Origin of the sequence: Brevibacterium sp. CFH 10365 (assembly GCF_009299785.1) — a bacterium.
Lineage (GTDB): Bacteria > Actinomycetota > Actinomycetes > Actinomycetales > Brevibacteriaceae > Brevibacterium > Brevibacterium limosum.
In genome coordinates this window covers 170077-194676 of sequence record NZ_VIGO01000004.1, presented here as the reverse complement: position 1 = coordinate 194676, position 24600 = coordinate 170077, and the positions used below count along the sequence as shown (strand labels likewise).

Genomic DNA, 24600 nt, shown 5'->3' with positions numbered 1-24600 from the left:
CTGTATGTGGAGTAATGGGGCGGGGCCGCCTCGGCGAAGGAGATGTTGCGGTGGACGGAACTCAGTGCACATTGCGCGAATTCTCGGGTCGGTGATGGTCACAAAATCTCGCAGAACGGGCATGATGGCCTTATGACCACAGATATGGATATTGCGCTCAGCGCCGAGCTCGATCCCATCGTCGACATCGCCGCTGGGCTGGGTCTCGACGCGCAGGACATCATTCCTCACGGATGGACGAAGGCGAAGGTGCCCATCGACGTCCTCGACCAGGCGGCGGCCAGCGCCACCGACGGCAGGCTCATCCTCGTCACAGCTATGAGCCCGACCCCGGCCGGCGAGGGCAAGACCACGACGAGCATCGGCCTGGCCGACGGACTCAACGAACTCGCCCGATCGAAGCCCGAGGTCGGACGGGCCGTGCTGGCACTCCGGGAGCCGAGCATGGGCCCGGTCTTCGGGATGAAGGGCGGGGCGGCCGGCGGCGGATACGCCCAGGTCGTGCCGATGGAGGACATCAACCTCCACTTCACCGGGGACTTCGCGGCCATCGCAGCGGCGAACAACCTCGCCGCAACCATGCTCGACAACCACATCCACTTCGGCAACGACCTCGACGTCGACCCGCGGCGCATCCACATCCGCCGCGTCGTCGACCTCAACGACCGAGCGCTGCGCGGAGTCGTCGTCGGACTCGGGGGACTCAACGGGGGAGTGCCCCGCGAAGACGCCTTCGACATCGTCGTCGCCAGCGAGGTCATGGCCGTGTTCTGCCTGGCCACCTCGTTGTCCGACCTCAAGGAACGCCTGGGACGGATCGTGCTCGCCCACAGCCGTGGACGCGAACCCATCACCGTGGCCGATATCGGGGCAGCCGGTGCCATGACCGCGCTGCTGCGCAACGCCCTGGCGCCGAACCTCGTCCAGACGTTGGAGCATTCGCCGGCGTTCATCCACGGCGGACCGTTCGCCAACATCGCCCACGGCTGCAACAGCCTGCTGGCGACCAAGGCCGGGCTGGCGCTGGGGGACTGGGTGGTGACCGAAGCCGGATTCGGTGCCGACCTCGGGGCCGAGAAGTTCCTCGACATCAAATGCCGCACCGCCGGCATCTGGCCCTCGGCCGTGGTAGTCGTCGCAACGCTGCGGGCGCTGAAGTACCACGGGGGCGTTGACGTGGCCGACGTCAACTCTACTGATGTGTCGGCGGTGCTTGACGGGATGAGCAACCTCGAGCTGCACTGTAGGAACCTGCGCGAGATCTACGGGCTGACCCCGGTCGTGTGCTTCAACCGGTTCCCCACGGACACCGACGAAGAGATGGCCGCGGCGATCTCGCATCTCGACGGGCTCGGCGTTGCCGCTGTCGAGTCCACGCACTGGGCCGACGGCGGCAAGGGTGCGCTCGCCCTGGCCGAAGCGGTCGTCGAGGCCGTGGGTGGTGGCGATGGTACGGGTGGTGGCGATGGTACGGCCGGACCCGCCGTCGGCGATGGTTCGGTCTTCGTCGCCGGCACCGCCTCCGGGGATGCCGAGGCCCCTGTCGTCGATCCCGCGTCGCGTGCGCGTTACAGCTACGATCTCGGTCTGCCGCTGGAGGACAAGATCCGGACCATCGCGCAGCGGATCTACCAGGCGAAAGACGTCGATCTGCCGGCCAAGGTCAAGCGGAAGCTGCGTCAGTTCACCGATGAGGGCTACAGCGCTGCACCCGTGTGCATCGCGAAGACCCAGTACTCGCTGTCCACGGACGCGAGTCTGCGCGGGGCGCCGACCGACCACATCATCGAGGTCAAGGACGTGCGCCTCTCAGCCGGCGCCGGATTCGTCGTCGTCATCGCCGGTGACATCATGACGATGCCCGGCCTGCCGCGCGAACCCTCAGCATTGAAGATCGATGTCACGGAGGACGGAAACATCACCGGCCTCTTCTGACCACCAATTACTACCCGACGGTGGCCCAGCAACCTCGCGCGAGGTTGCTGGGCCGCCGTCAGGTAGTTCCGAGGCCTAGTCGGACTTCGTGACGCGGGCGAATACGGCGTCGAGGGCTGAGGCGAGGGCGGTGCGGTTGGCCTCGTTCATCCACTCCTGGTTGAGCATCTCGTTGAGTCCTCCCGGCGTCTCGTGGGCTGCGACGAGGTCGTTGATGGGCTCTGTCGTCTCGGCGAGAGTGGTTCCGAGGCCGACGAACTGGCCGCGGATGAAATGATCGGCGTCGACCTGGTCCCAGCCGCGGTCGACGAGCCATGTGGTGATCGTCTGCAGGAACGCGAAGTGCGCCGACATCGTCGCCGTCACTGCCGAGAGCGTGGAGAACATCGTCTCATCCGCCGCAGTCACCGATCCGCCGAGGTGGCCCAGCAGTTCCTCGACCGCGTCATTGGCCGGGTACATGGCGGTGACTCCCTTGCGCTCGCGGACCGCGGGCAGTGGGATGATCCGCACGATCGTGGGCGAGTGCGGCAGGTGTGCGGCGAGGTGCTCCGTGGCGACGCCGGCGACGGCGCTGACCAGGGTCGTCTCGGACGGAATATCGAGATCGTCCAGGACTGCCTCGGTCTGCTGCGGCAGCACCGCGAGGACGACGAGGTCGCTGCTGTCGACGACGTCCTGATTGCTCTCGCAGATAGTGGCGGACTCGATGGACTCGGCGAGGTGCTGTGCGCGCTCGGCATTGCGCGGGGACAGGAAGAATCGGAAGTCAGACTTCGCCTCGCAATCGGCAAGGCCTTCCACTATCGCCGAGGCGATCTCTCCGACTCCGATGCAACCGATGCGTGTCATGTTCTCCTCCTTGAGAGACTCACTCTGAGACGGTGGCAGGTGTATTCTTCTCATCGCATTGTGTCATCGATTTTGTGTCATCGATTCGTACGGTCAGAGCTGAGGTCTGAGTTCCGGGCAGAAGGTCTGTGTGCTAAGGGTGCCAGCTGCCCTCTTCCCTGATCGCCGAGGTGATGCGCCGACTGGCCCTGCCGAGCGCATGAGCCTGGGCCGGGGTCAAGGAACCGAAGACCATCCGTCGTACGAATGCCACGTGCCCCGGAGTCGCCGCACGCATGGCAGCGCGACCGGAACCGGTGAGGGAAGCGATCGTCGTGCGGCCGTCATCGGGGTTCGGGCGTCGGGTCACCCAATCCTTGGCTTCGAGTCGAGCGACAGCCCGTGAGAGACGGGACAGGGTGCTGTTCGCGAAGCCGGCGAGTTCCTTCATCGCCAAGGTCTCTTCTTTCGCTCGAGAGAGTGCGAAGAGGATCCCGTACTCGAAATGGCTGATCTGCGAATCGCGTTGCATCTGCGCATCGAGTGCGGCCGGAAGCCACTCCAGCAAGGTCGCGATCGAGGACCACGTCTCGAGCTCGTCCGCGGTGAAAGCGGACGGATCAGAGTCTGAAGGGTTTCGATCTGCGGTACGACTGTCGGCTCTGTCCATGCAGTGCAGTCTAGCTGATTACTTGCCTGAGAAACTCATTCATTCTAGTGTTGACTTTCCTGAGCAAGTAAAACCTGGATGAGACACGACAAGGCAGGAAGCACATGGATCTTCAACTGACAGACACAACCGTCTTCATCTCGGGCTCGACACAAGGAATCGGCTTCGCGATCGCCTCCCTGTGCGCGCACGAAGGGGCGACGGTCATCATCAACGGCCGCCACGAAGAGGGTGTCGAAACGGCTGTTGCACGTCTGCGTGAACAGAATCCGGCCGCCTCGGTGAGGGGAATCGCAGCCGACTTCGCCGACGCCGGGCAGGTCGACGAACTGCTCGACCGCCTCGGCGTCGTGGACGTGCTCATCAACAATGTCGGTCTCTTCGACGTGACGACGTTCACCGAGATCGACGACGGGGAGTGGACGCGTTACTTCGAGATCAACCTGATGAGCGCCGTTCGCCTGTCACGGCGTCTGCTCCCGCAGATGCTCGAGAACGGATGGGGCCGCATCATCTTCATCGGCACGGAATCGGCCGTCGACGTGCCCGGGGACATGATCCACTACGGCGCGACGAAGGCCGCGGCACTGGCGTTGAGCAGCGGCCTGGCGAAGCTCACTCGCGGCACCGAGGTGACCGTGAATACCGTGCTCGGCGGACCGACATATTCGGACGGAGTCGCCGCCACCGTCGAGCAGATCGCCGCCGCACAATCGATGTCCGCCGCGGGTCTGCGGGACTCACTCGTTCGCGAGTCCTCACTGTTGCAGCGCTTCATCGAACCCGGCGAGATCGCCAACCTCGTCGCTTTTCTGGCCAGTCCGCTGTCTGCGGCGACGAACGGCGCGGCCCTGCGCGCAGACGGAGGAGTGCTGCCGACCGTGGTGTGAGGGAGGCAGAAGCGGTCGGTCTCAAATCCAGCCTTCGCTGCGGGCGTTTCTCAGCGCTTCGGCGCGATTGCGGGCCCCGAGCTTGCCGATCGCGCTCGACAGGTAGTTGCGGACGGTGCTCGGAGACAGATGCAGCGCCTCGGCCGCATCGACTATGGGGACACCGTCATCAGTCGCAAGGAGTACCTGGCTCTCTCGTTCCGTGAGCGGATTCTCCCCTGAACTCAGTGCCTGGGCCGCCAACAGCGGGTCGATGACCATCTCTCCCTGAGCGACTCGCCGGATCGACTCGGCGAGAGTCTCGACGGGATCGTCTTTGACGAGGAAGCCTTTCGCCCCGGCGTCCATCGCGCGCCTCAGATAGCCCGCTCGACCGAAGGTCGTGACGATGATGACCTCGGGCTCAGCCGTGTCAGTCTTGTCTGCGATGGCGTCGGTCGCATGGTTCAGCTCTTCGAGCGCCTCGAGCCCATTCATCCCCGGCAGCTCGATGTCGAGGAGAACCACATCCGCCTCGAGCCTGTGGACCAGTTCGGAGACTTCGTCACCGCGTCCTGCCTCACCGATGACCGTGATGTCGTCTTCGAGGTCGAGCAGGCTGATGAGGGCCGAGCGCATGAGAGTCTGGTCCTCGACGACGGCGATCCTGATCATTCCGGTTCTCCTGCACTCGGTGCGTGAACGGTGAGGGTGAAACCACGCGGGCCCGATCGGGTATGCACGTGACAGCCCAGACGTTCTGCCCTCTCTCGCACCCCGATCAGGCCCGAGCCCGCCGGATTCGTGCCCAGCCCGAGCCCGTCGTCGGAGATTTCGAGTGCTGCGGTCGCCTCGTCGACGGTGATTCTCATCGTGCATCGGGACGCGTGGGCGTGGCGGAGAATATTCGTCGCCGCTTCTCGGACAGCCCAGGCGAAGAGCGTGTCGGTGGGACCATCAAGCCGCGGCAGCGGGGTTGTCGTCTCGACCTCGACTCCGGCGTCCTCAAGGGTCTCGATCGCGTGGGACAGCTCGTCGGCGAAACGCATTTGCCGGTACCCGGCGACCGCCTGTCTGACATCGGCCAGGGCCGTGCGTCCGATGTCTTCGATCTCCTGAGCATGCTTGACGGCGACAGCGGAATCACCCTCGGCGAAGCGACGAATGGCCTCGGCCTTGACCACGATCACCGAGAGGGTATGACCGAGGAGGTCATGAAGGTCTCTCGAGAACCGCTGGCGTTCTTCGACCACCGCGAGCCCAGCCAAGCGGCGGCGAGTGGCGCGCAGGTCGTCGGTCGTAGCCGTGAGACAGCGGATCAGATAGGTGCTGGCGCCGGCCATGACGGTGGCGAAGCCGAACTGCAGAGCACTGCTGAGCGACATCGTGGCGACCCCTTCAGCGAAGGAACCGCTGACGGCCAGGCCCATCACGATCCCGAGTGCCGCGCGGAGTCGGATAGCTGTCGCGGCCGCGATGGCGAGCAGCGGATAGAGGAAGCCTTGGCCTCCGGGAGACACGATGAACTGGATGACGACGAGCGCCATGAGCCCGGTCGCGCAGAGTTCTCCCACTCGCTGCGGCAGGCCGCGGTGGGCGACGAGGATCGTGACGACATAGAGGGCCGCGATCGCCAGATGGATCGCCAGCGTCACGGCCTTGCCGTCGAGAACAGCTGTCAGAATCGGGGACAGCATGAGGACCGGCAGCCAGATCAGCGCGAACCCCGGCCCGCGGGTTCGGGCGACCCACCGTGTGACTTCGTCGTCGCAGTCGGTCGAAATGGATTGCTTCGTCATTGTCGCCTCCGGTTCGTACATTACTCGGACTGCGCCGTCGACGGGTCTGAATCCAAGGCTGCGGCGTCGTGGTCGAAGATGCTGCCCGGGCTGCTCGGGACGACGCGCCGCATGCCGAGGATCATCGTGACACCGACGACCAGATGCATCAGCTCCAGTGCGACCACGGCTGAGCCCGTGGCTCCTGACAGCGGCGGACCGGCCATCGACAGGCCGAGGACGACGCAGGCGGTGATGGTCCACATGGCCGTTCCGCCGCGGAAGCGCCTCATGATGGTGTAGGACAGGCCGGCTGCGCACCCGCTGCCCAGGGACACGAGCGCGACAGCCGCAGGAGAGACGGCCACGCCGCCGGCGACCAGGGCGACGCCCGCGACCGGAACGGCGATCACCCACACCGCCAGTGCCGCAAAGACTGCGCCGAGAGTCACAGCGGCAACGCGGGCCGCAGTGTTCTGAAGGGGAGCCGTCTTCGGTTCGACCGGTGACTTGTGCCCTGTGGTCCGAATGGGATCGGCTGTGGATGGTGGTGCTGGGTCCTGTTTGGTGCGACGGTTCATCACGGCCGCCTCCTCGCTTGAAGTGTCGTTGCTCTCTGACACCGTCGACGCTACTGAGGCCGGAGGCAGCGCTGTAGGGAGAACGATCCCGAGTGCGAAGTGACAAATGTCCTCGAACCCCCTCCCCAAACAACCCGACGGCGGCCCAGCAACCTCGCGCGAGGTTGCTGGGCCGCCGTCAGGTAGCAGGGAGAGGGGTGCGGGCATGGATGGGTCAGCGGGCTTGCGCCGGTGAGTCGGATTCGATGAGGACCCGGGCGGCAGCGCGCGCTTCGGCCACGGCTCCGGGCTGGCCTGTGATCGAACGCAGCACTGTGGCTCCTTCGAGCAGGGCGAGCAGCTGCGTGCCGAGGGACTCGGGCTGCTCGAGTCCGGCCGCTTCTGCCAGGTTCACGAAGAGGGTTCGCAGCCACACCTTCTCATCGTGGATGACTGCGTGAGCGGGGTGGTCGGGGAAGCCGAGGAGCTCTCCATGCGCATGGACGAAAGCGCAGCCTTTGGTGCTGTGCGCGTCCATCCACGAATCCAGTGCGTCGAACACGGAGAGTATCTGGGTCTTGGGGTCCCGGTCGCGCATCTCATGTTCGATCCACGCCCGGTAGTGCTGATCGCGTTCGTTGAGGTAGGCGGTGACGAGAGCGGCCTTGGATCCGAACTGGTCATATAGGGTCTTCTTCGTCACACCCGCCTCGGCGGCGAGCGTATCGACCCCGACTGCGCTGATGCCGCGTTCATAGAAGATCCGACCAGCTGTTGTGAGGATCGCTCGTGCCGCTGGGGTGCGAGTCTCGATTTGCCAGTCCGTAACCATACAAGTCAGTATAGTCCAGGTAAACAGATCGGTATAAAACTCACTGTTCGAACGCATATGAGCGCTCGTCGGCCGCGTCAGGCGGTGCCGGCGAGCGCTCAGCAGTGAGCTACGGCGTGAAGCGCGTCCGACGCGCGGAGCGCAGGGAGGGTGGGACAGACGATGTGGAGTTCTTTGAAACGCACACTGCGCGACTTCACGTGGGGCGTCGATGCGGCTCACGCTGTCTGGCACGGCGTGCCCGTCAAGCCGCGGAGACGAAAACGCGACGAGTCGGCGGCGCGGGCCGCTGAAGCCGCGGGCGACGCCGACAGGCGTGCACCTCGGCGCGACATCGAACAATGACCAGACAAGGAGAGTTTTGAGAACCACTCAGACGAGAGCCGCTTCACCGGATGACAGCGGACCCAGCACGGCCGAGCCGCCGAGGATGAAGCGAGCTGTCTTCATTCCGGCCGTCGTGATCATCCTCATCGCCTTGGCCGCGGCCACCTGGATCGGGGCGGTCTACGGAGAAGAAGCCACGCAGACCTTCAGGAACATCCGCGATTGGATCGGAACGACGGTCGGTTGGTGGTACATCCTCGTCGTCACCTGCTGTCTGATCTTCGCCTTCTGGGCGGCGTTCTCCAAGATCGGTCGGGTCCGTCTCGGTCGTGACGACGAGCGGCCCGAGTTCTCTCGGATGTCATGGTTCGCCATGCTGTTCTCTGCAGGCATGGGCATCGGCCTCGTGTTCAACGGTGTGGCCGAGCCTCTCACTCACCTCGTGGCGCCGCCGGAAGTCATCGGCGATGAGGCGAGCAGTCCGGCTGCCGCGAAAGTCGCGGTCGGCGAGGCCATGTTCCACTGGGGTCTGCACGCGTGGGGAATCTACGCCATCGTCGGTCTCGGACTGGCCTATATGACCTACCGTTACGGTCGTCCGCTGTCGGTCCGGTGGCTGCTCGAGCCGCTGATGGGCCGTCGACTCATCGAGTCCTGGGTGGGGCATGTCATCGACACCGTCGCCATCATCGGCACCGTCTTCGGTGTCGCCACCTCGTTGGGGATGGGAGTCCTGCAGATCCAGGCCGGACTGGCACACCTGGGGTGGATCGAACCGTCGAATCTGTTCGTCATCATCCTCGTCGTCGGCATCACCGCGATCGGCACTCTCTCTGTCGTGTCGGGTGTGGACAAGGGGATCCGTTGGCTGTCGAACACGAATATGGGAATGGCAGGCCTCCTCGGACTGGCCGTGCTCATCATCGGCCCCACGATCTTCCTGCTGCGCTCGATGGTGCAGAACATCGGCGAATACACCCAGATGATCCCGCAGCTGGCCTTCGTCACCGGAGCCGGGGCCGAAGACGGATGGACTCTGGCCTGGACTCTGTTCAATCAGGCCTGGTTCCTGTCGTGGGCGCCCTTCGTCGGGATGTTCATCGCACGCATCTCTCGTGGACGCACGATCCGCGAGTTCATCCTCGGGGTGCTGCTTGCGCCCACGGCGGTCTCGCTCGTGTGGTTGACGATCTTCGGCAACAGCGGCCTGTTCTACCAGCTCAAGAACTCCGATCTGGTCGGTGAGGACGGCGTCGTCAACACAGATACGACGCTGTTCCAGCTGTTCGGCGAACTGCCGATCGGATCGGGAATGGTCACCGTGCTCAGCCTGATCGCGATCATCGTCATCATGCTCTTCTTCATCACCTCGGCCGACTCGTGTTCGCTCGTCGTCGATGTCCTCAGCCACGGCGGTCGCAGCGAGACTCCGCGGCGCACCCGCGTGTTCTGGGCCGTGCTCGTCGGACTCAGCGGAGGTGTCCTCCTGATCGCCGGGGGAGAGGGAGCGCTGACCGTGCTCCAGGTGAGCTCCTTGGCCGGAGCGGCTCCCCTGTCAATCGTCTACGCCTTGGCCATGGTCGCGTTGTGGAAGGTCTTCCGATACGAGGTGGCGGTCATGCCCCGGTACGTCAAGATCTCGACGCAGAGCACTGCCGCGAACACGCCGGTCGAGGCGGATGGGGCATCCGACCCGAACCTGCGCGATCTCGTCCAGGCACAGAGAGCCACGGCGGCTGAAACCGGACAGAGGCGAGGAGCCTCCGTCTCCCTGGCCGGCTTGGCTCCGGGAACCGGTCACGGAGATCGCAGGGACCAGATCTCGGATACGACCTCCGTTGTCGCTATCCAGGACCTCGATCCCGAGACTCTCACGCGCGACCAAGGAACTCTGCAGGTCGACGAGGACGCGGCGATGCAGGACCCCCTCGGCGACGAGGTCTTCGACACCCCGGAGTTCAGCGCCTCGGCGGCGGGGGAGATGCGTGAGCAGGACTGATGGGCTGCGCGACGGCCTGGCTCAGGTCAGGGCGTCGAAACGTCGACGGTAGTCGGTCGGTGTCGTGAGAAACGCCTCGGCGAAGTTCTGGCGGAAGGTCGTCGCACTGCCGAAGCCGCAGTCGGCGGCGATGCGGTCGATCGGGTGATCGGTCGTTTCGAGCAGTCGCCGAGCTTCGTCGAGGCGGCGGGTGCGCACCCAGACGGCGGGTGTGGTGCCCGTCGAGTCCTTGAAGAGGCGGACGAAAGATCGGGAACTCATATGCGCCTCGCGGGCAAGCCGTTCGACGGGAAGAGGCTCATCGAGTCGTTCGAGGGCCCACGTGAGGATCTTCGCGATCGGATCGTCTCCCGTCCTGCCGGGCAGGGGGCGCTGAATGTACTGCGCCTGCCCGCCGTCGCGATGAGGGGCGATGACGAGGCTGCGGGCGACTTCGTTCGCGGCCGAGGCGCCGAGCCTGGCTCTGACGAGATGGAGGCAGGCGTCGAGCCCCGAAGCCGTCCCCGCTGAGGTGAACACATCGTCATCGTCGATGTAGAGGACCGACTCATCGACGCGCAGGTCGCTGTGGCGGTCTGCCAGCAGGTCGAAGGCCCGCCAGTGAGTGACGACCCTGCGGTCGGTGAGGAGACCCGCATCGGCGATGGGAAATGTTCCGAGGCACAGGCCCGCCACCGTCGCGCCGCGTGCGTGCTCTCGTACGAGCAGCTCCTGAAGTGCCGACCCCGCCGGCCTCCCGTCGTCATGCCAGGACGGGATGAGGACGATATCGGCATCTGAGGCGACGTGCGGGGTTCCTACCCCGCTGATGTCGTATCCCTCGGCTGTCCGTACCGGTGTACCGTCACTGGAGAAGATCACCGTCTGCCAATCGGCGAGGCCGAGACGTGTCACTTCGTCGAAGACCATCTGCGGCACCGAGAGGTGGAACATCGTGATGCCGTCGAAGGCGAAGATGGCGATCTTCATAATCGTGACTCCTCATGGTTGCTCGCGAGAGTGCCTGCCGGGCCTCGGCAATGGGTGGGCTCGACTCCCCATCGCCGAGGCGGTGGACGGTATCCGATGGCTCCGTCACGGAATGGCGTGAATCCATCGTTAATAGGTCATTCTGCCACTGGTGAGTGGACGTCGCCTCGGCGACAGTGGAAGGAGTCGCATATCCGTGCGACGACATGGATTCCGATACCAGGAGAATGACAATGACCGATCCACAGCGTGCCCTCGTCCTCGTCGATGTCCAGCAGGACTACTTCGGCGGCAGTCCTTTGGAGATTCAGTATCCGAACCGAGAGGACTCTCTGGCGAAGATCACCGAGGCCATCGATGCCGCGGCCGCAGCGGACATCCCCGTCATCATGGTCCAGCACACGATGGGCAGCGGCGCACCGGTGTTCAACCCGGACAGCTCCGGTTTCGCCGTCCGCCCCGAGGTCGAGGAGCGCAAACGCGATGAGTGGAAGAGCGTGGTCAAGGAGTTCGGCTCCGTCTACGCCGACACCGATGTGGCGCAGTGGCTGCGCGAGCGGAACGTGGACACCGTGACCTTGGTCGGTTACATGACGAACAACTGCATCCTCGCCTCGTCGGTCGAAGCCGAAGGGCTCGGATTCAGCACCGAGGTCCTCAGCGATGCGACGGGCGCGATCAATATCGCCAATGCAGCCGGATTCGCCGACGCGAAGACGGTGCACACAACGTTGATGACAGTGCTCAACTCGAACTTCGCGGCTGTGGCCACGACGAGCGACTGGATCGCAGCGCTCGGATCCGGGGAGGCCCTGCCCAAGAGCGACCTGGGAAGCTCGGCGATCGCCGGTTCGCAGGAAGCGGCGGGCAGCGTGGCCTGAGCCGGCCGATCCGCGCTTCGGCGCTCGCGCAGGGGCCTCCCGCAGACGGTCTGCCGTCAGCGGGAGGCCCCTGCTGTGTTCTGTCTGCCGGGTCGGGTGTGGCCGGGCTCAGGCGCCCGCCGCAGGGCTCGGCCGGGCTCAGTCGCCTGCCACCGCGCTCAGTCGGCGGATCCCATCGTGTAGTGGTCGGCGATGAGTTCGATGGTGCTGGCGTGGACCTGTCGAGAGCCGCCCATCGTCACCAGCATGATCTCGTCGACCTCGGTGCGTTCGTGCAGCTGTTCGAGTCCGGCAGCGACCTGCGGGGCGGTGCCGTTGAGGAACCGACGGGTGTAGAGGTCGAGGATCTGCTGCTCCTGCAGTGTGGCGGGATAGGAGGCGACCTCCTCCGGCGGCAGCAGGCTGTAGGACTGGCGTTTGAACATCCGCAGCATCGCCATCGCCGCCGTGCGCGCCTGTCTCTGCGCCTCCTCGGCGTCATCGTGGGCCACGACGCCGAGGCTGACGAGTGTATAGGGCTCGTCGAGTGCCTCCGAGGGCTGGAAGTTCTCGCGATAGATCCGGAAGGCCGATTCGACGTCGGCGTCCCCGAACTGCAGCGCGAAGGCGTAGGGGCGACCGAGGTGGGCGGCCAGCTGCGCGGAGTACGGGGAGGAGCCCAGGATCCACGTCTGCGGACCGGAGCTCCTGGCCGGCACGCGGTTCTCCCTGTTCTGCCAGGGCCCCGGCACGGCATGGACGTTCTCATAGGGGTGGCCGGTGGGGAAGTCATCGGCGAGGAATCTCAGCAGTTCGTCGACCTGAGACGGGAAATGGTCATTGGCGTCATGACCGCGACGCAATGCGGCGGCTGTGCCCGGATCGGTCCCAGGGGCGCGGCCGAGCCCCAGATCTATGCGCCCGGGGGCCAACGCTTCGAGCATGCCGAACTGTTCGGCGATGATGAGTGGGGCGTGATTGGGCAGCATGATGCCGCCGGCGCCGAGCCGGATCGTTGACGTCGCCGCGGTCAGCCTCGCCAGCATCAGCTGCGGTGACGAGGTGGCCGCCCCGGGCATCGCGTGGTGTTCGGACATCCAGAAGCGGTGATAGCCGCGATCCTCCGACCGTTCGGCCAGATCGATGACACCGTCGAAGGCCTCAGTGATGTCCTGGCCGACGGCGGTATGGGCGTTGTCGAGCACCGAAAGAGCGAAGGGCGCGGTGCCCGAAGTGAGAGCGGAAGACATGAACTCCTCAATTATCACGGTAAATAAGATACGTAAACGTGATGTCAAGACTATCAGAGTTCTCATGGGCAAGGGAATGAGATACCATGAGAAGCATGTCGACCATTCCCCTTCCGCCTGCCCCGGGCAGCGATGTGTATGTCAGCCTCGCGTTGGCCGACAGTGTTGTCTCACTTCCGGGCGAACACCGCGCGGATGAGCTCGTCGATCCGATGGCCGCCACCAGGTGGCTGGTCGACCACGGGCTCGTCCCGACCGGGACCGCTCTTCTCGAGTACTGTCAGCAGCGACTCACCGTTCTGCGCGGCCATCTGCGAGAGCTCTTCGCCGCCGCGGTCGAGGGCCGGGCACCGGAGGCGGATGCGGTGGACGCGCTCAACTCCGCCCTGCGACAGGCCCCCAGCGCGGAGATGCTTGAGTACACGCCGGAGCTCGGTTTCCATCGGGGGGCAGCACACCCGCTCACCCAGCTGGTCGAACACGCCTTGGCTCGCATCAGCGAGGATGCGGCCGCCCTCCTCACCGGCGAGGGCGCATCACTGCTCGACACCTGTCAGGCACCCTCCTGCGACAGATTCTTCGTGCGCACCCACGCGCGCCGCCGATGGTGCTCGACCCGGTGCGGTGATCGCGTGCGGGCCGCCCGCGCATATGAGAAGAAGCGAGCTGCGGCTTCCTGAGAAGGGCCGCCCGGCGACCCCTCCCCAAACAACCCGACGGCGGCCCAGATACCTCGCGCGAGGTTGCTGGGCCGCCGTCGGGTAGTAATTGGGGTCAGAAGCTGGGGAGGACGGAGCCGTCGGCCCACTTCTTCTCGATGAACTTCTTCACCTCGGGGGAGTGGAGCAGCTCGTCGAGCTTCTTGATGTTCTCGTCGTCCTTGTTCGCCGTGCGCACGGCGAGGAAGTTGCCGTAGGGGTTGCCGTCGGCCTTCTCCAACAGTATGCCGTCCTTGGCCGGGCTCAGTCCGGCCTCGAGGGCGTTGTTGCCGTTGATCACCGATGCGTCGACATCTTCGAGTGTTCGGGCCAGCTGCGCGGCGTCGGCCTCGACGAACTCCACGTTCTTCGGGTTGTCCTCGACATCGGAGAGCTTCGCGTCGACCGCGTCCACTCCGTCCTTGAGAGTGATGAGCTTCGCGCCTTCGAGCATCTTCAGCGCACGACCCTGGTTCGAGGGATCGTTGTTGATGCCGATCTTCGCGTTCTTCGGGATGTCACCCACATCCTTGATGTCCTTCGAGAACAGCGCGAAGGGCTCGAGGTTGATCGGCTCGAAGCCGGTGATCTCGTAGCCCTGGCCCTCGACCTCGGAGTCGAGGTAGGGCTTGTGCTGGAAGTAGTTCGCGTCGATGTCGCCGTCGTTGAGTGCCTTGTTCGGCAGGGTGTAGTCCGTGTACTCGGTGACCTCGATGTCGAGGCCGGCGTCCTCGGCGAGGTTCTCATCCACGTAGCGCAGGATGTCGCCCTGCGGTACCGGGGTCGCACCCACGGTGAGCTTGGTGACGTCGCCGTCCTTCTCGCCGACGGAATCCGTGCCGCCGCCGACGAGCCCGCAGCCCGAGAGCAGCAGAGTCGCGCCGGCCGCGATCGCGATGAGCTTGGTCTTCATGGTTCTCCTTGATGTGTGTCGTGTGCTGTGCAAAGGGATGGGCAGTGGTGGCCGTCAAGTGGGTTCAGATTGCCGGATTCGTCGCCGATTCGGACAATCTGTCCCCACTTAACTCAGAGATCCGCCGTCGCGACGGGCGCCGCCGCTGGGCCGGACGTGATCGCCCTCGCCGAGGCGGCTCAGCGGTGGTCGACCGCGCGGGCCAGCCGGTCGCCGACGAACTGGATGATCGTGACGATGAGGACGAGGACGATGATGCAGGCGATCATCGTGTCCGCTTGGTAGCGCTGGTAGCCGTAGGAGATCGCGAGCGCACCCAGACCGCCGCCGCCCACGGCTCCGGCCATCGCGGTGTAGGAGACCAAGGTCACCGAGGTGACGGTGGCGGCACCGATGAGACCGGGCAGTGCCTCGGGCACGTAGACCTGCCGGGTGACCTGGCCGTTCGACGCCCCCATCATCAATGCCGCCTCGATCTTGCCTTCGGAGACCTCACGCAGGGAGTTCTCGACCAGTCGGGCGTAGAAGGGGATCGCCCCGATCGTCAGCGACACCACGGTCGCCTGCCAGCCCAGCGCCGAGCCGACGACGAAGCGGGCGAAGGGGATGAGGGCGATGATGAGGATGATGAAGGGGATCGAGCGAGTGATGTCGACGATGAAGGACAGCATCCGGTAGACGACCGGGTTCGAATTCAGCCCGCCCTTCGACGCGGTGAACAGCCAGATGCCCAAAGGCAGTCCGAAGAGCACGGCGAGTCCGGTCGACCAGGCCGTCATGAGCAGGGTCTCGATGGTGGCCGGCCACATCTGATCGGTGATCGCCGGGTTGTCGAACCAGGTGGGATCGTTCATCGGGCAGCCTCCTCCGCGTAGATTCCATCGGCTTTCAGGGCGGTGATGAGCCCCTTCGCCTGTTCGGCCGAGTCCACGGAGAAGCGCAGTCGACCGACCTGGCGGTCCTCGATCGTCTCCACGGCCCCTGCGAGGATCGCCTCGGCGCTCGCTCCGGCATTCCGCGCGGCGGTGAGCACCGTGGGCAGATCGGTGCCCGCCAGGGACACCTCGACGAGGCGGCCCGCCCCGTCGTCGATGCTGACCGGGGGCAGGGGGACGAGATCCTTGGCCAACACCGATCCGGGCTCGGCGATGACCTCGGCGAGTTTCCCGGTCTTGGCCACGCGGCCGTCGGCGAGCAGCGTCACGGAGTCGCAGATTTCGCGGATGACGGACATCTCGTGGGTGATGATGAGGACGGTGATGCCCAAACGGTCGCGCAGGGAGCGGATGAGACTGAGGATCTGATCCGTCGTCGTCGAATCCAGCGCCGAGGTGGGCTCGTCGCACAGCAGCACCTTCGGTTCGGCGGCAAGAGCCCGGGCGATGCCGACGCGCTGCTTCTGGCCACCCGAGAGCTGAGAGGGATAGCTGTCGACCCGGTCGCCGAGGCCGACGAACTCAAGGAGCTCACGAGCCTTGGTCAGGCGTTCGGCCTTCGACACTCCGGCGATCCTGAGCGGGTGGGCGACGTTCTTCAGCGCCGTGCTCGAGTCGAGGAGATTGACGTGCTGGAAGACCATGCCGATGCTGCGGCGGGCCTCGCGCAGACCGGATCCGGACTGGCTCGTGAGGTCGACGCCGTCGATCGACACGGTGCCGGAGGTGGGCTTGTCGAGTCCGGTCAGGCAGCGGATGAGTGTGGACTTCCCGGCCCCGGAACGGCCGACGATGCCGTGGATCTCACCGGCAGGGACCGAAAGGTCGATCTCCTCCAGGGCGACGGTGCCTCCGAACACCTTCCGCAGTGCGCGCAGTTCGATCACAGGCGCCTCCTCGTGTGGTTGACGAATGCCGCGCACGGTGGTGGACGGCAGAAGAATGGGGATGGGTCGGCCTACGGTCCAGTAGGGCCGACGATTCAGGATGACAAGGAATCGTGTTCTCCTCACAGGCAGATGTCATAAAAAGACGCATTGACGCGGTTTAGTGATGAAGGACATAGCCGTGCGCGATGCAGTCCGCCCGCATCGGCCCCGCTCAGAGGAAGACGCCTTGTAATTTTCTTCGTCGTAACCCGCTGTCCATGTCGATGGCACAGGCCGTCCATGTCGAGCGAATAGACCAGGAAGATCAAGAGAACTGGTCCGAATGCCCGCAAGCCCCACGGATGGCCAGGGCGCTCGGGCACGCACCACGATGGGATGGGCATGTACGAAGAATCGGCGAGAATCGCGGCGATCGTTCCCTGCCACAACGAAGAGATCACCGTTGCCAAGGTCGTCGGCGACCTCAAGGCCGCTGTTCCGGGGATCACGGTCTACGTCTACGACAACTGCTCACACGATCGCACCTCGCAGCGCGCCGCCGAGGCCGGTGCCATCGTGCGCAAGGAGAACATTCCCGGCAAGGGCAACGTCGTCCGCCGAGCCTTCGCCGACATCGACGCCGACATCTACGTGATGATCGACGGCGACGACACCTACGAGGCGGCTCACCTGCCCGAGATGATCGACACCCTGATCTCCGGCCCGTACGACCACGTGCTCGGGGTCCGCCAGGACAATCAGGAGACGACGTCGTATCGTCCCGGCCACGAAGCCGGGAACAAGATGTTCAACCGGCTGACCGGGTGGCTCTTCGGCTCGCAGGTGACCGACATGCTCTCGGGCTACCGCGTCTTCTCCCGCCGCTTCGTCAAATCGTTCCCCGCGATCAGCCGCCGGTTCGAGATCGAAACCGAGCTGACCGTGCACACGATGTCCCTGCGCCTTCCCACCACCGAGGTGGCCGTGGACTTCCGTGACCGACCCGACGGAAGCGAGTCGAAGCTCTCGACCTTCAAAGACGGGTTCCGCATCCTCGGGCTGATCTCCGCCCTCGTCCGACACGAACGACCCCGTTTGTTCTACGGCACGCTCACCGCCGTGCTCGCCGCGCTGTCGCTGATCTTCGGTCTGCCGGTGGTGTGGGAGTTCTGGCAGACCGGGCTCGTGCCCCGGTTCCCGACGGCGATCCTCGCCACCGCGCTCATGGGGCTGGCGTTCCTGCTCGGCAGCGTCGGCCTGACCTTGGACGGTCTGCGTCGGGCCAGGCGTGAGACCTCACGGCTGGCCTATCTCGGTTTGCCCGCCGTCTGCGATTCGGCAGCGGAGACTTCCTGGGGCGACTCCGCGCGGAAGGCCGACGGTGGTGTGGCCGACTCCGGCATCGACTCATTGCTGTCGGAGACCGCGAACACCGACTATCGGACCCGATCCCGAGTGAGGACCACGCTCGCTTCATGAGTCGTCCGACCGTCCTCGGGTGGTTGAGGTCCCCTCTGGCGTGGGATCTTCTGCTCGCTCTCGTCACCGTCGTCTGGTCGTTCGTCTTCATCCGGCTGTTCCTCCCCGGGCGGATCAATGTCGACATCGGCAATCAGTACCAACAGGCGATCGGGCAGGCCCCGTTCACGGACTGGCACCCTCCCGTGATGAGCATCGTCTGGAGACTGCTCATCGACCTCACCGGCCGACCGGGCAGCCTGTTCGTCCTCCAGGTGGTTCTGCTCGCCGCTGCCGCTCTCATCATCGGTGTGATCATCAATCGCAGCGGTGCACCGCGGTGGATCTCACTGTTGGGCCCCGTCACCATGGCGACGCCCTGGGCGCTTTCACAGCTGACGACGTTGTGGAAAGACACCCAGATGGCGGCGGCACTGATGCTGGCCGTGGCACTGCTGGTCATCACCCGGCTGGTGCCGAAGGCATGGCTGCTGTGGCTTCCTGCGATCCTCCTGCTCGTCTACGCGGTCGGCCTGCGCAAGAACGCCGTGTTCGCGCTCATTCCCATCGCCGTCTACGGGGCGTTCTGCCTGCGCGGACCGTTGCGCGGCGGGCTGCGCACGGTCATGGAGCGAGCGCCGAGGTGGGGCTTGGCCGGACTGTCCGTGCTCGTCATCGGCGTCGTCGGGTTCGGCAGCGTTGCCACCGAGGCGGTCATCGAGTCGCGCGTCGAGGTCGCGCACAACGGTCAGATCTCCCAGATCTTCCTCGACGATGTCATGTTCTCCGTCCCCGATGCGGAACTCCGGGCCGCGGACGCGCCGGCCGAGCTCAAAGATCACATCAGTTCGGCCCGCGACACATGTCTGGAGAAGGGCGAGATCTGGGATGCCTATTGGAACTGCTACGGCAGAGGAGACACCGGGCGCGCATTCAGCCCGTTGGAGTACCAGGACGAGCTGAAGGACCTGTGGCTGAACGAGGTGATCACCCACCCGGTCCGCTACATCGAGTATCGCTCGGCAGTGTTCTCGTCCTACTTCTTCTCCTCGAAGCTCGAATACTGGGAAGCGGATTGGAACGGCGAGGCCGAGAATGTCGGCTACGAGACCGGCAGCGTCAAAGCTGACTACATCTTCCGTCCGTACGTCGAGGACTTCGCTCTGGCGACGTTCCCGATGCTTTTCAAACCATGGTTCTGGAGCCTCGTCGCCGCTGTGATGCTCGGTCTCGCGTACCGAGAGCACAAGCGGGACGGGACCGGACCTGCGCCTTCCTTCTGGCCGGAGATCACGGTGCTCTCGACGTCGTCGCTGTGCTACGTGTTCGGATACTTCCCGATCGTTCCGGCCAATCACTTCCGATACACGTACTGGCCGGCGCTGGCCGTCACCGTCGCCTTCGTCCTCTGGCTCGCCCAGCGCGGCATCCAGCGAGTCCGAAACCTGGAGCCATAGACTGGTGCCAGTTATGAAAGAGTCATTCTCGGACCGTCTTCGGCGCCTCGCGGTGGAAGCCTTCAAGTTCCTCACCGTCGGCGGGCTCGGCTATATCGTCGACGTCGGGCTGTCCAACGTGCTGGCCTACGGGCTCGGTCCGATCCCCGCCCTCCTCGAGGGCAGCCCCATCAAGTCGAAGATCATCTCGACGATCCTCGCGATGATCGTCGTGTGGATCGGCAACAGGCTCTGGACCTATGGGGACCGGACCACGCACTCGAATATGCGCGGGATCGTCCTCTTCGTCGCCGTCAACCTCGCCGGCATGGTCATCTCGGTCATCCCGCTCGGTGTGACCTGGTACCTGCTCGACATGCGCGACCAGCTCTCCTACAACATCTCGACGAATGTCATCGGCATCGGCCTGGCCATGCTCTTCCGCTTCTACGCCTACCGCACCTGGGTATTCAAAGACGAAGCACCCGACACCGAGGTGGTCGTGCCCTTGGACGAGCCGAGCCGCGTCCCCGACGACCGGGACTGAGACTTTCTGCGGAATCATGGTTGCAGACGGATGGTTTCCGGCGAGAGAAGTATCCGGAGTCGACCTGTTCTCGGGGCTCTGGGTGCCTGGGCTCTGGGGCGCCGACAGCGGAGTTCAGCGGGTGCGGCGCAGCTTGCGATAGGCGCTGACGACGGGGGCCGGGGTGACGGTGCGCAGCTCGGCGCGAAGCAGCATCCGCTTCTGCTTGAGCAGCGCCGCCCGACGGTTGGGCAGCTGACCGGCCCGAGCCCGGGTGGCCAACAGCCCGAGGTCGCGGCGCAGCTGCCCATCGTCCAGATGGAAGTAGTTCTCAGCCAACCACTCCGGGTCCGGGAACCCGATGGATCCGGCGGCGACCTCGGCGAGACTGCCGGTGGCACCGGAGTCTTCGAAGACCTCGTTGAGCAGCTCAGCATTGAAACCGAAGTCCGAGATGAGCAGCGTCGGCACACCCCGGTCGATGGACTCCAGCGCCGCCGTCGAGGAGACGGTGACAAGGGCCGAATCGTCTGGGAGGAAGTTGCTGAGCGGACCATAGCCCAACTCGACGCGTGCGGCACCGGGGACGCTTCGGGTGCGGAAGTCCTCGAGGATCTCGAAGTAGGAATGCTGTTCGTGATGGGTCTCGAACTCACCGGGGCGCGATCGCATCTTGATGACCGCTGTCGAATCCGGGTGCCGGTCGGCGAATTCGGCCAGGGCCGCGATGATCGCCTCACGGTCGGCTCGCTGTGCCGGGACCTTCGCCTGCGGAGCGAACACGAGGGTGCGTGGGACCGCCTCGGTGGTGGACTTCGTCAGCTGCGGAATACGCTTCGAACGCAGCATCGGCAGGCGCGCCAACATCACTTCGCACGGGACCTGGGACCGTGCGCTCGCCTCGGTGTAGGCGGCCACCTCGGCGGAGGAGTGGGCGATGAAGGCATCCATCAGCCGGCGATAATTCATCCCCTTGCCGCTGGCCGGCAGGCCCATTCCGGGCAGGCCCGAGACCAATGCGGGCCGGTCGGTGCGGGTGTGTGCGGTGAGGAAGACCTGGGCGACGATCGGACCGGTGGCGGCACCGAGGACGATGTCGGGGGAGTGGTCGGCGATGACCTGCGCGAGGTCGGAACGCGAGATGACGGGGACCTCGCGATGTTCCCAGTCGGTGCCGGCGACGGCGCTGGCGATCTGCTCGGCGGTCGGCAGGATGGGATTGTCGATGAGGAACACGCGCCCCTCGACATCCGGCAGGCTGGACAGCAGCTGGGTCGCCCATTTGAGGTAGGACTCGCTGTCGGAGACCGAGAGGATGCGGACGGGAGCAAGCCCGGCCGATCGCCGAGGCGGGGCGTCGGAGTGTGACGGCAGCATCGGCCCGCTGCAGCGGGGATCTCCGGGTTCAGGAATCGTCATCTGCCTTGACCGACTGGGCGTTGAGGGACTGTCGCAGACTATCGGGTGAGGCCCCGGTCCACCACCTTGCGGGGATCTCGGTGACGTCGATGGTCACGTCGGGATTGAGCACGGCCAGGGACACGGCCGCGGTCGACGGCAGGCTGCGGATCGTCGAGTTCGCCGGCAGATTGATCAGCCGCAGTTCGATCGGCAGGCCGAGGTGCTTGATCCGCACCCGCTCGTCACGCCCGAGGTCGGTGAGGAACTCCTCGGTCTCACGCCGGTGCGGATAGTAGGTGATCGATCCGTGGGTGTCGATGATGTCGTCGACCCAGGCCCGGTAGGCGAAGGCGTCGATGAGTCCGTCGGCGGCCAGGGACGAACCGATGACCGGATTGTCCCGTGGGTGGCTGCCGCCGGTGGGCAGGGTCTGGAGGTGCTCGAACCGGTGACGGGTGATCTCGCCGCCGGATCTGAGGAACGCCTTGCGCAGCGGCTTCGCCACCGGCAGAGCCGTGTGCCAACGCAGCTTTCCCACCGTCGCCAGGCCCCGCAGCCGGTCGGCGACGTGCGCGGCCATGACCGTGCGAGAGGCCTTGAGCTTCTGCCGGGGACGCACGAGGGGACCGCGCTTGGCCGTGAGGATCTCGATCGCCGAATACGTCGCCAACCCGTCGTCGAGGATGACGACTTCGGGCATGCGACGTTCCAGATACGCCATCGCCAGGGCTCTGTGCACCTGACCGGAGCAGGCATCGCCGAGGTAGATCCGGTCGAAGGCCGTTTTGCGCAGCAGTCCCGGCTTCGCCCCGTCGCGTTCGAGGCGGACGTTCTTCGGCAGCCAGCCCGGGTCGAAGGCATCGAGGAAGGACGTCATGCCCTTGGCGCTCGCCCGGGCCCGAATGAGCAGATCCTCAGACGGCTCATGGGATTCGAGAGCGGAGAGGAACTGCAGTGGGGATTCGACGAAAGCGACGGCGCGGCGGCGCTTCTTCTTCGGTGTCACCGGTGTTGGATCCGTTTCATGATGCGTTGTTGTTTTCTCGCCACCGCTCTGATCACGAGCGTTCCCGAGCGTTTGATCATCCGCTTCGGAGCAAACGCCTTCGACGTGCTGCCCGGCAGAGCCAACGCGGTGAGGCGGCGGCGCTTGAAGTAGCGGCCGAACCGGTCGGCGGAGTCGCCGCTGTCGATGCTGTCGCCGCTGTCGATGCGCTCGTCGAAGACCTCGGTGAGGAAGTCCGTCGCCGTGTCGCGCAGATGGTGCGACAGGGTCGGTACCATGCAGTAGGTGACCGCCGCGAGCAGACGCTCCAGCTGCGGGGGCGTGCCGGCCTCGTCCGGGGCGCTGCCGTCGCAGATCTCGGAGATGATGGTCAACGGGATGCGGTTGCTGTTCTGATAGGGAGCGATGGCTTCGAGCAGCAGATCCGTGCCCACGGCGAGAGCCGGCACCCGATAGATCTGGCGGGCAGTCATCAGTGCGGTCGAGAACCCGCCAACGATGAGGTCGGGAGACAGCCGGTCGATGATTACCTCGGCCATGACGGGCAGGTCGAACACCTGCAGAGTGATCCCGAGTCGCTGCGCCGCCTCGAACAGCGGTCCGGTCTGCGAAGGGGGAGCGGCCGGGTGAGGTTTGAACACCACGACTTCCAGGCCCCGCGCAGCAGCGGCCTCGATCATGTCGATGTGCAGCTGCGTCTCCTCCTCGGAGGTGATGAGCCCGAGCGCCGACAGATACTGACCGACGACCAGCGCCCACGGGCGAGTCCCCGACGGCGCGGCACCCAGAACATCTCCCAGCTCCGCCTCAAGCACATGGGCCGAATGCTCACCGAGCTCGCGCACCACGGCGGTGAACGACTCGACCCCCAACGGACGGTGGACGATGCCGAATTCGTCGAGCAGCCTCGGCGAGATTCCCGGCACCAGCGGCAGATAGTGCAGCACGGACATGCGCTGCCCGTTCGTCAGCGGAATCTGATTGCGGGTCGGACCGAAGCTCATCAGCCCATCGGCATGCACCCTCATCGTCGCTCGCGAGAACACCCGTCCCAGGGCAATAGCAGGGTTGACCTGGGGCGATTCGATGACGAGTTCGATGTCGTCGGCCTCATCCAACCCCCACCGGCCACGCAGATACGACTCGACGACCGGCAGATCCGCATGATCGGGCCGCCACGACGAGGGATGCACGTGCAGAGGCGCGAGCGCTTCGTTGAGATCGACGACCCGGTCGAAGCGGTCCACCAACGAGGCGGCTCCCGGCGCATCGACGAAAGACTCGGAGAGTTCCATGACGACGGCATTGTTGCTGACCAGCAGGATCCGCTCGGTCGGAGCCGGAGCGTCCTCTGGGGCGAGCCCATCGGTACCCATCAGCGCCGGAGCCGCCGGCCGGTCATAGTCACCGCCGTCGATCCCCGCCGCCAGGCAGACGAGCTCGAACAGCGTCGAGGCCAGAAAGATCTGTTTCACTTCATCATCTCCAGCACGAACGAAGGTGCGTCATTGAGGTAGCTGCTGACATTGAGCTGCCGTCCCTGCTTCTGCAGAACGAATTCCTCGCGCAGATATTCGGGCGGGATCTTCGCCGAGATCGTTCGCGCGCCTCGCCGCAGCTGATGACGCAGCGACGCCGGGGACGCTGCGAACCGATTGATCTGATGATCGAGGATGGCCAACCAGTTCCGGATCGCCTTCGGCCACAGCCGGTCGGCGTCCGGTTCGGCGGCCACGAGGTCGAAGATCTGCCCGAATGCCCGAATGAAGTCCAGCTGCCGGATGTCCACGATGCGCGACAGCGAACCCGCCAGCCCCCTCCGATAGAGGATTCCCGGAGCATCGACGACGGCGAAGGACTCGGCCTGCAGATGCAGACGCCAGATCCACGACCGGTCTTCGGCGGTCATGAAGTTCTCCGGGAAGTGGAGGATCCCCTGTTCGAGCACCCGCCGGTGAAAGATCCCGGCCCATGCGAACGGATAGTCGACCATCGTCGATTCGTAGACGGGCAGGATCCCCACCTTGGGATCCAACGGCACATCGCGCACCGACATCGGCGCGAGTTTGCGCACTCGCTTCGTCCCCTCGACCGTCGTATGGTCACAGCGGATGAAATCGACTCCGAGCCTGTGTGCGGCCGCAAGCATCGAGGACAGGTGTCCCGGAGCCAGCCAATCATCCCCGTCGAGGAAGATGATGTGTTCGCCTCGGGCAGATGCCAGTCCCTTATTGCGGGCGTTGGCCAGCCCCGTCGCCTCGGGGTTGGTGAGCACCTCGAAATGAGGGAACCACTGACTGAATTCCTCCAGCAGCTGAGGTGTCTCATCACTCGATCCGTCATTGACGAAGATCAGCTGAGTGCGGTCCCACACGGGACCCTGCTGCCGCAGCGAACGGAACAGCGTGCTCAGGTAGGGAGCACCATCTTTGGCGGGAATGATGATGCTCAGGTCGAAATCGGTCACGGTGTCTCTCC

At 65.1% G+C, this 24600-nt stretch carries 24 protein-coding genes; 9 read left to right on the top strand and 15 right to left on the bottom strand.

Features of this window, described 5'->3' with window-relative positions; genetic code table 11:
- Positions 1-132 precede the first annotated feature (132 nt).
- A complete protein-coding gene (locus FHG09_RS09495) occupies positions 133-1935 on the top strand; it encodes a formate--tetrahydrofolate ligase (protein WP_152347412.1) in 1803 nt (600 codons plus the stop codon).
- 75 nt (positions 1936-2010) lie between these two features.
- Here the strand turns inward: FHG09_RS09495 and FHG09_RS09490 are convergent, their stop codons facing one another.
- Together FHG09_RS09490 and FHG09_RS09485 are read right to left on the bottom strand one after the other, a co-directional pair.
- Complete coding sequence (locus FHG09_RS09490; protein ID WP_152347411.1) at positions 2011-2787, bottom strand: NAD(P)-binding domain-containing protein; 777 nt, start codon at positions 2785-2787, stop codon at positions 2011-2013.
- Positions 2788-2920: 133 nt separating this feature from the next.
- On the bottom strand, positions 2921-3436 hold the full coding sequence (locus tag FHG09_RS09485; RefSeq protein ID WP_152347410.1) for a MarR family winged helix-turn-helix transcriptional regulator: 516 nt from the start codon (positions 3434-3436) through the stop codon (positions 2921-2923).
- Positions 3437-3540: 104 nt separating this feature from the next.
- Here FHG09_RS09485 and FHG09_RS09480 point away from each other — a divergent pair, with 104 nt between their 5' ends.
- A complete protein-coding gene (locus FHG09_RS09480; protein ID WP_152347409.1) occupies positions 3541-4326 on the top strand; it encodes an SDR family NAD(P)-dependent oxidoreductase in 786 nt (261 codons plus the stop codon).
- A gap of 21 nt (positions 4327-4347) precedes the next feature.
- Here the strand turns inward: FHG09_RS09480 and FHG09_RS09475 are convergent, their stop codons facing one another.
- The 4 genes from FHG09_RS09475 to FHG09_RS09460 all read right to left on the bottom strand — a co-directional run bounded on the left by FHG09_RS09475 (position 4348) and on the right by FHG09_RS09460 (position 7475).
- On the bottom strand, positions 4348-4980 hold the full coding sequence (locus tag FHG09_RS09475; RefSeq protein ID WP_152347408.1) for a DNA-binding response regulator: 633 nt from the start codon (positions 4978-4980) through the stop codon (positions 4348-4350).
- A complete protein-coding gene (locus FHG09_RS09470; RefSeq protein WP_193627339.1) occupies positions 4977-6104 on the bottom strand; it encodes a sensor histidine kinase in 1128 nt (375 codons plus the stop codon). The genes FHG09_RS09475 and FHG09_RS09470 overlap by 4 nt, the downstream gene beginning before the upstream one ends.
- 20 nt (positions 6105-6124) lie before the next feature.
- Positions 6125-6664 (bottom strand): DUF6069 family protein, encoded by a 540-nt coding sequence (locus FHG09_RS09465; protein ID WP_152347406.1) that lies wholly within the window; start codon positions 6662-6664, stop codon positions 6125-6127.
- Positions 6665-6878: 214 nt separating this feature from the next.
- Positions 6879-7475, bottom strand: a complete 597-nt coding sequence (locus FHG09_RS09460; RefSeq protein WP_152347405.1) for a TetR/AcrR family transcriptional regulator — start codon at positions 7473-7475, stop codon at positions 6879-6881.
- Positions 7476-7649: 174 nt separating this feature from the next.
- Here FHG09_RS09460 and FHG09_RS19810 point away from each other — a divergent pair, with 174 nt between their 5' ends.
- Both FHG09_RS19810 and FHG09_RS09455 read left to right on the top strand, forming a co-directional pair.
- Positions 7650-7820, top strand: coding sequence for a hypothetical protein (locus tag FHG09_RS19810; protein WP_193627338.1), 171 nt, complete (start codon positions 7650-7652; stop codon positions 7818-7820).
- A gap of 16 nt (positions 7821-7836) precedes the next feature.
- The gene (locus tag FHG09_RS09455; RefSeq protein WP_227492665.1) at positions 7837-9801 is read left to right on the top strand and encodes a BCCT family transporter; all 1965 of its coding nucleotides are present in this window, start codon (positions 7837-7839) and stop codon (positions 9799-9801) included.
- 21 nt (positions 9802-9822) lie between these two features.
- On the opposite strand, the gene FHG09_RS09450 is transcribed toward FHG09_RS09455, so the two are convergent.
- Positions 9823-10770 (bottom strand): GlxA family transcriptional regulator, encoded by a 948-nt coding sequence (locus tag FHG09_RS09450; RefSeq protein ID WP_152347403.1) that lies wholly within the window; start codon positions 10768-10770, stop codon positions 9823-9825.
- A gap of 233 nt (positions 10771-11003) precedes the next feature.
- Between FHG09_RS09450 and FHG09_RS09445 the strand changes: the two genes are divergently transcribed.
- Entirely contained in the window at positions 11004-11651 is a 648-nt protein-coding gene (locus tag FHG09_RS09445) for an isochorismatase family protein (protein ID WP_152347402.1), read from the top strand.
- Positions 11652-11809: 158 nt separating this feature from the next.
- Here FHG09_RS09445 and FHG09_RS09440 read toward each other — a convergent pair whose 3' ends face one another.
- The gene (locus FHG09_RS09440) at positions 11810-12880 is read right to left on the bottom strand and encodes an LLM class flavin-dependent oxidoreductase (protein WP_152347401.1); all 1071 of its coding nucleotides are present in this window, start codon (positions 12878-12880) and stop codon (positions 11810-11812) included.
- Positions 12881-12975: 95 nt separating this feature from the next.
- On the opposite strand from FHG09_RS09440, the gene FHG09_RS09435 reads away from it, so the two are divergent.
- Positions 12976-13560: a CGNR zinc finger domain-containing protein gene (locus FHG09_RS09435; RefSeq protein WP_152347400.1), complete on the top strand. Its 585-nt coding sequence runs from the start codon at positions 12976-12978 to the stop codon at positions 13558-13560.
- Positions 13561-13654: 94 nt separating this feature from the next.
- Here the strand turns inward: FHG09_RS09435 and FHG09_RS09430 are convergent, their stop codons facing one another.
- The 3 genes from FHG09_RS09430 to FHG09_RS09420 form a co-directional block, all read right to left on the bottom strand.
- On the bottom strand, positions 13655-14491 hold the full coding sequence (locus FHG09_RS09430; RefSeq protein ID WP_152347399.1) for a MetQ/NlpA family ABC transporter substrate-binding protein: 837 nt from the start codon (positions 14489-14491) through the stop codon (positions 13655-13657).
- A gap of 179 nt (positions 14492-14670) precedes the next feature.
- Positions 14671-15345, bottom strand: coding sequence for a methionine ABC transporter permease (locus tag FHG09_RS09425; protein WP_152347398.1), 675 nt, complete (start codon positions 15343-15345; stop codon positions 14671-14673).
- Positions 15342-16313 (bottom strand): methionine ABC transporter ATP-binding protein, encoded by a 972-nt coding sequence (locus FHG09_RS09420; protein WP_152347397.1) that lies wholly within the window; start codon positions 16311-16313, stop codon positions 15342-15344. The genes FHG09_RS09425 and FHG09_RS09420 overlap by 4 nt, the downstream gene beginning before the upstream one ends.
- Before the next feature lie 384 nt (positions 16314-16697).
- Between FHG09_RS09420 and FHG09_RS09415 the strand changes: the two genes are divergently transcribed.
- Genes FHG09_RS09415 through FHG09_RS09405 form a run of 3 tightly spaced genes read left to right on the top strand, consistent with a single transcriptional unit; the run spans position 16698 to position 19736 of the window.
- Positions 16698-17774 carry a glycosyltransferase gene (locus tag FHG09_RS09415; protein ID WP_152347396.1) on the top strand — a complete coding sequence of 359 codons (1077 nt, stop codon included), beginning with the start codon at positions 16698-16700 and terminating at the stop codon, positions 17772-17774.
- On the top strand, positions 17771-19210 hold the full coding sequence (locus FHG09_RS09410) for a hypothetical protein (RefSeq protein WP_152347395.1): 1440 nt from the start codon (positions 17771-17773) through the stop codon (positions 19208-19210). The genes FHG09_RS09415 and FHG09_RS09410 overlap by 4 nt, the downstream gene beginning before the upstream one ends.
- A 13-nt stretch (positions 19211-19223) precedes the next feature.
- The gene (locus tag FHG09_RS09405; protein ID WP_152347394.1) at positions 19224-19736 is read left to right on the top strand and encodes a GtrA family protein; all 513 of its coding nucleotides are present in this window, start codon (positions 19224-19226) and stop codon (positions 19734-19736) included.
- A 114-nt stretch (positions 19737-19850) separates the two neighbouring features.
- Here FHG09_RS09405 and FHG09_RS09400 read toward each other — a convergent pair whose 3' ends face one another.
- From FHG09_RS09400 to FHG09_RS09385, 4 genes are read right to left on the bottom strand one after another with little or no spacing between them, the layout of a single operon-like run.
- Positions 19851-21134, bottom strand: coding sequence for a DUF6716 putative glycosyltransferase (locus FHG09_RS09400; protein ID WP_227492664.1), 1284 nt, complete (start codon positions 21132-21134; stop codon positions 19851-19853).
- Positions 21121-22122 (bottom strand): hypothetical protein, encoded by a 1002-nt coding sequence (locus FHG09_RS09395; protein ID WP_152347392.1) that lies wholly within the window; start codon positions 22120-22122, stop codon positions 21121-21123. Before FHG09_RS09395 ends, FHG09_RS09400 begins: the two co-directional genes overlap by 14 nt.
- Entirely contained in the window at positions 22119-23597 is a 1479-nt protein-coding gene (locus FHG09_RS09390) for a polysialyltransferase family glycosyltransferase (protein ID WP_152347391.1), read from the bottom strand. Before FHG09_RS09390 ends, FHG09_RS09395 begins: the two co-directional genes overlap by 4 nt.
- Positions 23594-24589, bottom strand: coding sequence for a glycosyltransferase family 2 protein (locus FHG09_RS09385; RefSeq protein WP_152347390.1), 996 nt, complete (start codon positions 24587-24589; stop codon positions 23594-23596). The genes FHG09_RS09390 and FHG09_RS09385 overlap by 4 nt, the downstream gene beginning before the upstream one ends.
- Positions 24590-24600 lie beyond the last annotated feature (11 nt).

Bases quoted from the DNA above. Each gene is read 5' to 3' on its own strand.
- FHG09_RS09410 (WP_152347395.1), top strand. From the start codon at position 17,771: ATGAGTCGTCCGACCGTCCTCGGGTGGTTGAGGTCCCCTCTGGCGTGG.
- FHG09_RS09475 (WP_152347408.1), bottom strand. From the start codon at position 4,980: ATGATCAGGATCGCCGTCGTCGAGGACCAGACTCTCATGCGCTCGGCC.
- FHG09_RS09425 (WP_152347398.1), bottom strand. From the start codon at position 15,345: ATGAACGATCCCACCTGGTTCGACAACCCGGCGATCACCGATCAGATG.
- FHG09_RS09485 (WP_152347410.1), bottom strand. From the start codon at position 3,436: ATGGACAGAGCCGACAGTCGTACCGCAGATCGAAACCCTTCAGACTCT.
- FHG09_RS09405 (WP_152347394.1), top strand. From the start codon at position 19,224: ATGAAAGAGTCATTCTCGGACCGTCTTCGGCGCCTCGCGGTGGAAGCC.
- FHG09_RS09480 (WP_152347409.1), top strand. From the start codon at position 3,541: ATGGATCTTCAACTGACAGACACAACCGTCTTCATCTCGGGCTCGACA.
- FHG09_RS09435 (WP_152347400.1), top strand. From the start codon at position 12,976: ATGTCGACCATTCCCCTTCCGCCTGCCCCGGGCAGCGATGTGTATGTC.
- FHG09_RS09495 (WP_152347412.1), top strand. From the start codon at position 133: ATGACCACAGATATGGATATTGCGCTCAGCGCCGAGCTCGATCCCATC.
- FHG09_RS09490 (WP_152347411.1), bottom strand. From the start codon at position 2,787: ATGACACGCATCGGTTGCATCGGAGTCGGAGAGATCGCCTCGGCGATA.
- FHG09_RS09465 (WP_152347406.1), bottom strand. From the start codon at position 6,664: ATGAACCGTCGCACCAAACAGGACCCAGCACCACCATCCACAGCCGAT.
- FHG09_RS09430 (WP_152347399.1), bottom strand. From the start codon at position 14,491: ATGAAGACCAAGCTCATCGCGATCGCGGCCGGCGCGACTCTGCTGCTC.
- FHG09_RS09450 (WP_152347403.1), bottom strand. From the start codon at position 10,770: ATGAAGATCGCCATCTTCGCCTTCGACGGCATCACGATGTTCCACCTC.
- FHG09_RS09470 (WP_193627339.1), bottom strand. From the start codon at position 6,104: ATGACGAAGCAATCCATTTCGACCGACTGCGACGACGAAGTCACACGG.
- FHG09_RS09400 (WP_227492664.1), bottom strand. From the start codon at position 21,134: ATGACGATTCCTGAACCCGGAGATCCCCGCTGCAGCGGGCCGATGCTG.
- FHG09_RS09440 (WP_152347401.1), bottom strand. From the start codon at position 12,880: ATGTCTTCCGCTCTCACTTCGGGCACCGCGCCCTTCGCTCTTTCGGTG.
- FHG09_RS09445 (WP_152347402.1), top strand. From the start codon at position 11,004: ATGACCGATCCACAGCGTGCCCTCGTCCTCGTCGATGTCCAGCAGGAC.
- FHG09_RS09415 (WP_152347396.1), top strand. From the start codon at position 16,698: ATGTACGAAGAATCGGCGAGAATCGCGGCGATCGTTCCCTGCCACAAC.
- FHG09_RS09460 (WP_152347405.1), bottom strand. From the start codon at position 7,475: ATGGTTACGGACTGGCAAATCGAGACTCGCACCCCAGCGGCACGAGCG.